10 protein-coding genes are annotated in these 11450 nt (G+C 53.1%); 3 read left to right on the forward strand and 7 right to left on the reverse strand.

Going from position 1 to position 11450, the window contains the following annotated elements; translation table 11 throughout:
• The 7 genes from Q8Q07_05580 to Q8Q07_05610 all read right to left on the reverse strand — a co-directional run.
• A partial coding sequence (locus Q8Q07_05580; protein ID MDP3879761.1) for an Hsp70 family protein occupies nucleotides 1-785 on the reverse strand: 785 nt, incomplete at its 3' end.
• 60 nt (nucleotides 786-845) lie between these two features.
• Nucleotides 846-1385, reverse strand: a complete 540-nt coding sequence (locus Q8Q07_05585) for a nucleotide exchange factor GrpE (GenBank protein ID MDP3879762.1) — start codon at nucleotides 1383-1385, stop codon at nucleotides 846-848.
• Nucleotides 1386-1471: 86 nt separating this feature from the next.
• Nucleotides 1472-2518 (reverse strand): heat-inducible transcriptional repressor HrcA, encoded by a 1047-nt coding sequence (gene hrcA, locus Q8Q07_05590; GenBank protein MDP3879763.1) that lies wholly within the window; start codon nucleotides 2516-2518, stop codon nucleotides 1472-1474.
• Nucleotides 2519-2710: 192 nt separating this feature from the next.
• Complete coding sequence (locus tag Q8Q07_05595; protein MDP3879764.1) at nucleotides 2711-4021, reverse strand: MFS transporter; 1311 nt, start codon at nucleotides 4019-4021, stop codon at nucleotides 2711-2713.
• Between the two features lie 170 nt (nucleotides 4022-4191).
• On the reverse strand, nucleotides 4192-4482 hold the full coding sequence (locus Q8Q07_05600) for a DUF167 domain-containing protein (GenBank protein ID MDP3879765.1): 291 nt from the start codon (nucleotides 4480-4482) through the stop codon (nucleotides 4192-4194).
• Nucleotides 4483-4506: 24 nt separating this feature from the next.
• Nucleotides 4507-5343 carry a TatD family hydrolase gene (locus Q8Q07_05605; protein ID MDP3879766.1) on the reverse strand — a complete coding sequence of 279 codons (837 nt, stop codon included), beginning with the start codon at nucleotides 5341-5343 and terminating at the stop codon, nucleotides 4507-4509.
• Between the two features lie 522 nt (nucleotides 5344-5865).
• A complete protein-coding gene (locus tag Q8Q07_05610; protein MDP3879767.1) occupies nucleotides 5866-6477 on the reverse strand; it encodes a flavodoxin family protein in 612 nt (203 codons plus the stop codon).
• Between the two features lie 329 nt (nucleotides 6478-6806).
• On the opposite strand from Q8Q07_05610, the gene Q8Q07_05615 reads away from it, so the two are divergent.
• The 3 genes from Q8Q07_05615 to Q8Q07_05625 all read left to right on the forward strand — a co-directional run.
• Nucleotides 6807-7232 carry an Rrf2 family transcriptional regulator gene (locus Q8Q07_05615; GenBank protein ID MDP3879768.1) on the forward strand — a complete coding sequence of 142 codons (426 nt, stop codon included), beginning with the start codon at nucleotides 6807-6809 and terminating at the stop codon, nucleotides 7230-7232.
• A 173-nt stretch (nucleotides 7233-7405) separates the two neighbouring features.
• A complete protein-coding gene (locus Q8Q07_05620) occupies nucleotides 7406-8311 on the forward strand; it encodes a cytochrome c (GenBank protein MDP3879769.1) in 906 nt (301 codons plus the stop codon).
• Nucleotides 8308-11450 (forward strand): nitrate reductase subunit alpha (locus Q8Q07_05625; GenBank protein ID MDP3879770.1); only part of this gene is annotated, 3143 nt, incomplete at its 3' end. The genes Q8Q07_05620 and Q8Q07_05625, both read left to right, overlap by 4 nt.

An 11450-nucleotide genomic window follows, 5' to 3' on the forward strand; every position in this document is an offset into this window, starting at 1 on the left:
AATCGCTGAAGAGCGATGGGATCTCTACAAAGATCAACGCCTTCGTCTTTTCTGAATTCATCAGCTAACCAGTCAATGATGACCTGATCAAAGTCGTCGCCACCAAGGTGAGTGTTTCCGTTGGTGGATTTCACTTCAAACAGGCCATCGTCGATCTCGAGGATTGTGACGTCGAATGTACCGCCGCCAAGGTCATAGACGGCGATAGTTTCCTCCGCTTTTTTGTCCAGACCGTAAGCCAGTGAGGCGGCAGTCGGTTCGTTGATGATGCGCAGCACTTCCAGGCCAGCTATCCTGCCGGCATCCTTGGTGGCCTGGCGCTGGCTATCATTGAAGTAAGCAGGCACGGTGATTACGGCTTCAGTCACCTTCTCTCCGAGGTAAGCCTCGGCATCCGCCTTGAGCTTTTGCAGAATCATCGCTGAGATTTCCGCGGGGCTGTATTCTTTTCCCCCCATCAACACCCTCACATCATTATTGGCTGCCCTGGTCACTTTATAAGTTTTACGTTTGGCGTCTTCCTCCACGGGCAACTCCCGTCCGGCGGGTTCCCCCCACTTACGTCCCATAAACCTCTTGATGCTGTGGATGGTATTGTCCGGGTTAACGATGGCCTGGCGCTTGGCTATCTGCCCCACCAGGCGTTCTCCATTCTTATTTATTGCCACCACGGAAGGTGTCAGGTTACCTCCCTCGGCGGAGGGAATAATTACCGGCTCGCCACCTTGCATGACGGCTATCTCGCTATATGTTGTCCCTAAATCAATTCCTACTGCCTTTGGCATAATTATCCTCCATCCATGCTAAAATTCAGTGCTAAACATATTGCTCTGTTTTTGTTGTTTTCAGTTTTCCGGTCTTTCCCCGGTGCCTACCACTACCTGGCTCGGGCGGATAACCCTATCGCGGAACCGGTAACCCTTTTGTACTTCCGCAATGACAATGCCCTCTTCACCTTTATCCTGCCTTACTGCTTCGTGCTGATGAGGGTCAAAGGGTTCCCCTACCGCCTTGATCGGGGACAGTCCCTGCGCTTCCAGGGTAGCTTGCAGCTTGCGCTCAATAAGCAGGATGCCCTCAATCCAGTTCAGCACATCCTGCTTCTCTGGGATCGCGGTAAAGGCTCGCTCAAAGTCATCGATTACCGGCAGGAAGGCAAGCATCAGGGTCACGTTGGCAAACTTGCTGATTTCTTCCTTCTCTTGTTCACTGCGCCGCTTGTAGTTGATAAAATCCGCCTGGGTCCTCTGCCAGTTGGCCAGATAATTTTCCGCTTTCTCCTTTTCCGCGGCGATTCCCCGCTTTAATGCTTCAATGTCCTCTTCCCCATTGGTTTCCGCACCTGGGCTATTAGTCGGATTCTCTTCCGGCTCTCTTGGCATCATTATTACTTTACCTCACTAACTGCTTCAAATGTTCTTTACGGAACAAAAGCGGGTTATTCCGAAAAGGTTTATCGCTGATAACCGGTTTAATTCGGGTTTGTTTGAGATGACGTTTCTTTTCCGTACAGCCTCGATGCCAGTCTGCTGAGAAGCAATGACAAATAATCTACCGTAGCGATAGTATGTGCATAGGGCATCCGGGTAGGTCCGATGACGCAGATCGTACCGATAGCCTCATCAGGTAAGCCGTACTGGCTGACCACGATACTGTAATCCTGGATAGCTTCTGTTCTATTTTCCTTGCCGATAATCACTCTCACCTCGCTGCCGGTCGGTTCCGGCAGGGCAACCAGCTTCAACAGGTTTCTTTGCTCAATTAACTCAATTAGAGTTAGTATCCGCTGGCCGTGGCTGAATTCAGGCTGATTAATGGTGAAGTGCAGGCCATTAGTGTATTGCCGCTCATGTTCCGGGTTGTCCTCATCCTCCATTATTCTGGTTAGAGAATCGGTTATTTGCTGTTCGACAGGCGTAAGCGCCGCGTCTTTAGGTGACATTTGCGGTCTGGTTAAGCCGGAATACAGGCCCGTCAGCTTATTGGCGATAGCCGTTAGCTCTTCTTGTGATAAAACCTGGCTGAAGGTTACTAACTGTTGCCGTATCTTGACACTGCTGAGGACCAGAATGATCAGCCCCATATAATCCTGCAAGCTGACCAGCTCCAGGTGCTTGAACTGGCAGGACTTAGGCTTGGGTATGGTCACTACGGCCGCATTATGCACCATCTGGGCGATAAGGGTGGCGGCCAGGTTTAGCCATTCATCCAGCACTTCCTTTTCTACCTGGTGAAAGAGGTGGCTGACCAGCCGCTGCTCAGCCAGGGGCAATTTGATATCACCCAGAGATTCCACATAGCAGCGGTAACCCTTATCTGAAGGTATGCTCCCCGCCGAGGGGTGAGCGCGGATAATGTAGCCCTCCTGCTCCAGATGTGCCATCTCGTTGCGTATCGTCGCTGAACTTAACTTCAGCTCATAGTTGTCCATAATGCTCTGCGAAGGCACCGGTTTCGCCTTGGCGATATATTGTCCCACTATTGATTTGAGTATAGTCTCAGCCCTCGGAGATAACATCTCAGCCTCCAGTTAGCAGTCTAAACCTTAGACTGCTAACTACTGTTTAACATTTTTGGTCATCTTTTGTCAAGCCTGCTGGTTGCTGGTTACCACGGGTAAATTATTCTCATTCAAGCGTGTGATGGGATTTTAATGGCGGAATTATGAGATAACTACCCTGACGGTTAATACCATGCTGGTGAAATGGGACTAATCAAGGCGGCGCAGGCGGGGCAGGAAGAATAACGCCAGGATAGAGATAATGATGAGCGTCACTGCGAAGCCGCCGATTGCCCACTGCACCCCTATAGACTCAGCCATAAGTCCGGCAGCGAAGGTGCCGAAGCTGGTCAGGCCAAACTCCATCATGTAGATGCTCATCACCCGTCCCCGGTACTCATCGGTCGAGTAATACTGAAGCAGGGTATTAGCCAGGGTCATGCGACCAGTCTGACCCAGGCCAACGAAGACGATAAAAATTAAAGACAGCGTCCAGCTACTGGAGGAAGCAAAGGCAACCAGAGCTATACCCATAAACAAGCAGCTCACCAGCAGCAGCAGTCCCCGTTTCTTGTTGGGCAGGGAGGCCAGCACCAGGGAGCCAGCGATGGCGCCGATACCTGAGGTGCTCATCAGTATCCCCATACCGGCAGGACCGACCTTGAGAATATCCTCCGTAAAAACAGGCAGCATCATCATGTAGGGCATGGAGAGGATAACGGCGAAGAGCGTAAAAGCGAGGGTAACCATGATATGGGTTTCCCGGCGGATATACTGAAATCCTTCCTTAATGTCAGCCAGGGCGCCTCTGCCGCGGAGGCTTATCATACCGGTACGGGGCAAAAAGCTGATAAAGACGATAGCCGCACAGAAGAGGACGGTCATGAGATAGAAGACCGCCTGGAAATCGAAGGCGGCAATGAGGAAACCGGCCAGCGCCGGGGCCAGGAGGCGGAGGACATTCATACCCATAGTATTCAGTGACACCGCATTCATCAGGTCTTCCTCGCTGACAATCTCGCGGATGATTGCCTGGCGCGCGGGTTGCATGATACCCCAGGATGTCCCCTGGAGTACAGACGCTACCATGAGAATCCACCACGAACCCTCTCGTTCCGCGCTCAGGTAGCCCAGGGTCAAAGAAAGGGCCACTCCCAGAGAGACAATGGCTGAAGCCGCCTGACCGGCAATGATGATATTCTTCTTCTGCACCCTGTCAGCCATGACCCCACCCCAGAGGGAGAGGAAGAGCATAGGCAAAGAATTAGCCAGGGACATCAAGCCGAGAATAGCCGCCGAACCGGTGAGCTGGTAGATGAGCAGAGAACGGACCAGCATCTGCATATTCTGAGGCGCCATATTGCAGATTAAACCGCCATAAAAGATACGGTAGACCGGATTTTTAAGAGCGGTAAAGGTTCGCAGATTGCGCAGGGACCGCAGGGACATTTTACCCCGGCCACCTTCCTCTATATCCAGCCCTGTATCAATACCGGCGTATCCGTTGGCTTTGTTTTTCACTCGTCGCTTATTGTGTATGTTGTTATAAATCTCTGAGAAAAAAGAGATGCTTTCCGGGTGTGTCAGACTCTGTCCCGGAGTTTTTACTTGCCTTATAGTTTACGCCTATCAGGACAGTAAGGCAAATAAATTACATCATGGTCTTGACTGAATTGCCGGGGCAGTGATTTTCATGGTTGCTGGCACAGTTTCTCGAACTGTTCAATGATCTGGCTTTCCGTCAGCCCTCTGATGCTTATCGTCTTTCTCCGACTGGTCATGCCCTTTACGATATTCAGCCGGCTCGGGCTGATTCCCAGGATACCGCTCAGGAAATTGATCAGCTCCCGATTGGTCTTCCCCTTTACCGGCGGGGCGGCAATCCTGAGATGACAGATACCATCCTCAATGCCGGTTACCTGGTTCCGGCTAGCATTAGGCTGGACTGCCACGGTAATTATAGTCTGTTCTTCTCTGACCATAGCATTTCCGGGTTCTCCGGCAACTCACTGCTCAGCCTGGTGTATTCGGAAGAGCCGATGGGCGTTTTGAGTTGTTTCCCTGGCAACACGTTCCGCCGTTACTTCCCTGATATCAGCCAGTGTCTTTACGGTGGCCAGTACATAAGCTGGCTCATTACGCTGACCCCGGTGGCTCTGTGGGGGGAGGAACGGACAGTCTGTTTCCACCACCAGCCTGTCCTCCGGAATACCTCGAATCGTGTTGAACATCTGGCGAGCGGAGGGATAGCTGATATAGCCACCAAGAGAGATGAAGAAACCCATGTCGAGATAGTGCCGGGCGGTATCGCCATCACTATTGAAGCAGTGAATAACTCCCCTGGTCTGTCCCTGATGCTTCCGGTCAGAACTGGCCCAGTTACGGAGTAAGGGTAACATGTCCCGCTCCGCCTGGCGGCAGTGAATGATTACCGGAAGGTCCAGCTCTGTGGCTATTTCCAGTTGCCTTTTCAATACCTTTATTTGTTCTTCACGTGTCGCGTGGTTTCGGTAAAAGTCCAGCCCTATTTCGCCGATTGCCACCACTCGGGAGTGCCGGGCAATAATGGACAGTTCAGCCATGTCCTCTTCGGTCACCCTGCCGGCTTCATGAGGGTGAAAACCGGCGGTAGTAGCCAGTATCTCACGGTGGCTCTCTGCCAGTTTAATCGCTTTCCGGCTCGAATCCAGGTTGATGCCCACGGTAATAATGGTGCTTACTCCTGATTCCAGGGCTCTGGCGATTACCTGGCCGCGGTCTTCATTGAAGGAATCCATATCCAGATGAGCGTGTGTATCTACTATGGAGACGCTGGTGCTGGCTCTAGCAATTTCCTGGGGCATCGGTCTTGATTCTAACCTCTCTGTCCTGGCTTGATAGGTTTGATACAATTTAACACATGTTATCTGTTTAGTATACCGCTACGGGTAGATTCCAATTATCAGGGAATTTGCCATGTTTGACGTAGCGCCACCCGCTCTCGATGAAAATATTGCCCGTCACCATTCCGTGCTTGCCGGAATCCAGAAACTCATCTTTAAGCAGGGATAGAATAGATACGTAGATACTCTGGATTCCGGCTTTCGCCGGAAAGGGATTTGCCAGGTAGTAACCTGAGAGTGTCTTTAATTCGAGAGCCGCTTTAAAAGCGAGAAGCCCGGTTGGGGGACCGGGCTTCTCTAGAAGAAAAAGAAATGAAAAGGAATGGTTGGTATCTTCAGTATATAAGTTTCAGGTTAAGAAAAGGTTAAGGTTTATGGTCGCAGGTTAAGAGAAGGTTACAGTTTAACCGGGGTATCCACAAAATAATCACCGGTTGTAATTATCTCGGGATGAGGTGTGTTTTTGTTAACAGGACCGGTTTCTCAAAGCTGGTACTTATCGGCTACGTAGGTGCTTAGTCTACCTATGAATTCGCGGGGGAATTCAAACCGGGTCATGGTCAGTTGCGCCATTTCCCTGCCCAGCTCCCAGGCCATCTTCATTGCCTTCTCATCCTTTTTTACCGCTCCTTTCTCAGAAGCAGAAGCGGCAACGTAATCGGCCGGTATCATGTGGTTGATGGCAATGTTAAAATAAAGGTCTTTGAGCACGTCAATGCGTCCCAGACTGCCTGCGACCGTGATTACTCCGCCCACCTTATTGACCAGCTTGAAGTCGGGGCGACGCAAACAGTAAGTCCGGTCGATGAGCGCTTTAGCCTGAGCGGCCATGGAGTAGAAATATACCGGGGTGCCGAAGATGATACCGTCTGCCTCTATCATCTTCTGGTAAACGGTTTGCATATCATCCTTGATGTGACATTTACCCGTTTTAATGCAGGACTGACAGCCATCACATGGTTTTATCTCTTTACCCGAAAAAGAGTAAAGCTCCGCTTCCGCTCCTTCTTTCCGGGCGCCTTCAAGCGCTTCGCTTACCAGTATTTCCGTGTTACCTGATTTCCGGGGACTGCAAGAGAGACCCAGAATCTTCACTTCCACCTCCTGTTTTGCCTGATTGTTCTGATGATTGCGGGAATTATAACACGGACAATTCCACCGGGGCAACGCATTTAGCACCGGTGTGCCCGTTTCTCGAAATATTCGGCGTAAATACGATACCGGGATTAAAACGAAAGCTGATAAGATTGAACGAGAGATGAAGACGTCTCTCCGTGGAGTTTGCCGCAAGTCCACCGCATCAATAACCTGCATGGTCAGTACCGTTTTTCCTATATTGACAACCCTTAAAAGTTAGTTTATAATCAGACTAAATTAGTCGTCTTGCGTTCCAATATTTATTTCAAGGGGAAGTGGGAGTTAGCATGTGGCTGAATCAGAGGGAAGACTGCGCTGTGCGTCTGATGGTGGATTTAGCCTGTTTATCGGAAAACACCCGGACTACGGTGAAGGAAGTTGCACGGCGGCAGAAGGTCCCGGAGCGTTTTATGGCTAAGATTGTGACGCAAGCCGTAGCGGCCGGCTTAGTGGAAACGTACCGGGGGACCGGGGGTGGACTGGCTTTGGCCGGAGATGCGGAAAGTGTCACTCTTTTAGAAATTGTGGAATCGGCGGGTCGCCCGGTAGCTCTCACCCGGTGCACGTCTGAACCCAGCCGTTGTCCCCTCCTTGGCAGGTGCGCGGTGCTCCCTGTTTGGGATAAGGCTCAGAGGCAATTGAAAGAGCTGCTGGCTAGCACTACGCTCGCGGAGTTGGCTCAGGCACAAAAGAAACTGGAGCGGACTGATTGAGTGCTCCACAGGTTACAGTAAAGATACCCTGCGGTCTCTGCCCGCAGGGTAATTCATTAAAGAGAGCAAGAATGAGAGATCAGGGGTGGATCCAAAGGGAGTCTATTTGAGATGCCCGTATACGGAGCGAAAAAGCAGGTAAAGCCAGGGAACAGCGAAGAAAGGGTAACGGCATGGTGACCAGACAGCCGAAACCATATCTGATAACGCTGTCAACAATTCTTATTGCAGTCATCTTAGCCCTTGCGCTTAACACCACCTTGATGACCCCGCCTGCGGACGGAAGCGCTCCTGTAACTTTCCACAGTCCCCGCGCTCTGGCGTCTCCAGACGGGCAGGCGCTCTTTGAGCAGAAATGCCAGTCCTGCCACACTATCGGCGACGGACGGTTGGTTGGCCCGGACCTTAAAGATATAACCAGCCTGAGGGAGGAAGCCTGGCTGATCCGCACTATTACCAACCCGGACAGGCTTATCGCAGAGGGTGACCCGATCGCGAAACAGCTTGTTTCCGAATACGGCCTGCCCATGCCCAACGTGGGCATCTCTGATGAGGAAGCTCAGTCCATCCTGGCATATATTGAAACGCAGGCAGGTGAAAATAAACACGCTGCTTCAACCCCGGCAGTAACCATGGTAACCATCAGCACAAGCGCCGCCACCGGCAAAGACCTGTTTACCGGCAGGCTGCCTTTCAAAAACGGCGGCCCATCCTGTCTGACCTGCCATAATATCAGCGGTCTGGGAGTAATTGGTGGCGGGGCGGTGGGGAAGGAACTGACCGGAAGATATGCCACTTTTGGGGAGACCGGACTGACGTCTGTTTTGAAGACCCCGCCCTTCCCAATGATGAGGGAGATCTACACGGCAAAGCCTCTGCATGATGATGAGATTGCCGGGCTGGTGACTTTCCTTAAAGAAGTCGGGACGGACAAACAGGCTGGTTCGGGGCAGAATCCTGTCATCTTCTTTGTCATCAGCGCTGCCCTGGCCTTACTGGTAATCATAGTATTCCAGTTTTTGTGGCGGGGACGTCTCTCCGGGGTTCGCCGCTCTCTGGTAAAAGGAGGCTCTAAATGAGCTGGATTCAGGATATCGTAAGCCCCGGGCAACGGAAATGGGAGGACTTATACCGTAATCGCTGGCAATATGACAAGATAGTCCGCAGCACCCACGGCGTCAACTGCACCGGCGGCTGTTCCTGGAATGTATACGTGAAGAACGGCATCGTCACCTGGGAGATGCAGGCCATTGATTACCCCGATTTTGATAAGGAAATTCCGCCTTATGAGCCAAGAGGTTGTCAGCGGGGTATGTCCTTTTCCTGGTATCTGTACAGCCCCATCCGGGTCAAATACCCGTACATCCGTGGTGTCCTGGCAGACCTGTGGCGGGCAGCCAGGAAGCTTCAGGACGACCCGGTGAAGGCTTGGGCTTCAATTGTGGAAAATCCGGAATCCCGTAGCAGCTACCAGCAGGCGCGCGGCAAGGGCGGCCTGCGGCGAACGACCTGGGACGAGTCCCTTGAGATCGTTGCAGCCTCGATGCTTTATACCGCTAAGAAACACGGCCCTGACCGCATCGCCGGCTTCTCTCCCATTCCGGCCATGTCCTATCTCAGCTACGGCGGTGGTTCCAGATTGCTCCAACTCTTCGGCGGCATCAACCTGAGCTTTTACGATTGGTACTGCGATCTCCCCCCAGCCTCGCCGGAAATATGGGGTGAGCAGACCGATGTCCAGGAGAGCGCTGACTGGTACAATGCCAAATACATTGTCTCAATGGGCGCCAATCTCAGTATGACGCGGACTCCGGATGTACATTTTGCCGCCGAAGCGCGCTATCAGGGAGCCAAGTTCACCGTTCTCGCTCCGGACTTCAGCCAGGTGGCCAAATACGCCGATTGGTGGATACCGGTCAATCCCGGGCAGGATGGCGCCTTCTGGATGGCGGTGAATCATGTAATACTGAAGGAGTTCTATGTTGACCGTCAGGTGCCCTATTTTGTTGATTACATCAAGAAATACACTGATTCGCCGTTCCTGATCGTCCTCGATAAGAAGAAGGATGGCTATCAGGCGGGACGGTTGCTGCGCGCTAATACGCTCGACCGCTACCGCGATGTCGAGAATGGCGACTGGCGTTTCCTGGTCTTCGATAAGCTTTCGAATAGCGCTCGTATGCCCAGGGGCAATATCGGCGCGCGCTGGGACAAGAAGGATCCCGGCAAGTGGAACCTGGAAATGAAGGATGGTGCTGATGATACTGCTCTTGACCCGGCATTGAGCTTTATCGACAGCGAAGATGATATCGCTCAGGTGGAGTTCACCGATTTCGAGTCGCTAACAACGGTCAGGCGTGGCGTCCCGGTCAAGTATATCGAAACAGCCGGGGGCAAGGTGGCGGTGACTACCGCCTTCGACCTGCTCCTGGCGCGTTTTGGCGTTTCCCGCGGACTGCCCGGCGACTACCCGGCTGACTACAAGACGGATGCCGTCTATACTCCCGCCTGGCAGGAGAAGCACACCGGCATCAGCGCGAATACGGTGATTCAATTCGCCCGCGAGTTCGCCGGTACTGCGGAAAAGACCGGCGGCAAATGCACCATCATCATCGGCGCCGGAGTCAATCACTGGTACCATAACAACCTTATCTACCGTGCCGCAATCACCTCACTTATGCTGACCGGTTCAGTGGGCGTCAACGGTGGTGGACTGGCTCACTACGTGGGCCAGGAGAAGCTGGCCGCCGTCGCGCCATGGGCATCTATTGCCTTCGCTACCGACTGGGCCGGCCCGCCCCGCTTACAGAATGCCCCTTCTTTTTATTACATGCACACTGACCAGTGGCGTTACGAAGGGCCTTTTACAAACTACCAGCGCCAGGCCGGGGACAACCCTCTGGCGCGCGGGCATACCGCGGACATGCAGGCCCGCGCCGTGCGGCTGGGCTGGCTACCTTTCTACCCTCAATTCGATAAGAATTCTTTCGCCCTCGTCGAGGAGGCACAGAATGCTGGCGCCAATACAGACGAAGAGATCATCAAATGGGTTGTTGCCCAGCTCAAAGAGCGGAAGCTGAAATTCGCCGTGGAAGACCCCGACGCCCCGGAAAACTGGCCGCGGCTGTGGCTTATCTGGCGCGGTAATGCCCTGATGTCCAGCGCCAAGGGGCACGAGTACTTCCTCAAGCATTTCCTGGGCACGCATAGCAATACTGATGCCGGAGAGGTCGCCAAAGGAACGACTGAAGACATCGTCTGGCGGGATGATTCACCCAGAGGCAAGATTGACCTGATGGTCGATATTAACTTCAGGATGGACTCAACGGCTCTGTATTCGGATATCATTCTGCCGACCGCGACCTGGTATGAAAAGGATGACCTGAACACCACCGACATGCACACCTTTATCCATCCCTTGTCCAAAGCGGTTGCCCCCGGCTGGGAAGCTAAAGCTGACTGGGATATATTCAAATCCCTCGCCGGGAAGATAAGCGAGCTTGCTCCGGCCTGCTTTCCGAAACCGGCCAAGGAAATTGTCGCCGTCCCACTTCAGCATGATTCCATCGATGAGATTGCCCAGCCTGAGGTAAAAGACTGGGCTAAAGGCGAGTGCGAGGCAATACCGGGCAAGACCATGCCCCACCTCAGAGTGGTCGAGCGGGATTACGCCAGCCTGTACAACCGCTTCATCTCCTTTGGCCCGCTGGCCCGCCAGAATGGTATCGGCGCTCACGGCGTACGCTGGGGTATCCAGGACTTTTACGATGAGATGCTGGAGTCGGCGCCTGTGCAGGAATGGAACGGCACGCGTTACCCCTCGCTGGAAGAGGCACGCCAGGCCGCCGATGTAATCCTGTTCCTGGCGCCGGAAACTAACGGTGACGCCGCCTACCGGGCGTTCGAAGAAGAGGAGCACAAGGTGGGGCTGCCGCTCAAGGACCTGGCCGAAGATACTCGCGGCATTCATTACAGTTTTGCCGACCTGCAGGCGCAGCCGAGACGCCTGCTTACCAGCCCCTGCTGGTCTGCCAACATAAATAGTGGTCGCACCTATTCCCCCTTCTGTCTCAACACGGAGCGGCTCATTCCCTGGCGGACGCTCACCGGACGCCAGCAGTTCTACCAGGACCATCAGCTTTACCTTGCCTTTGGCGAAAACCTCCCGGCCTACAAACCAAACCCCGACCCGCGCGTTTACGGTGACTTCACCAGGAG

Source organism: Dehalococcoidales bacterium, from assembly GCA_030698765.1.
Taxonomy (GTDB): domain Bacteria; phylum Chloroflexota; class Dehalococcoidia; order Dehalococcoidales; family UBA2162; genus JAUYMF01.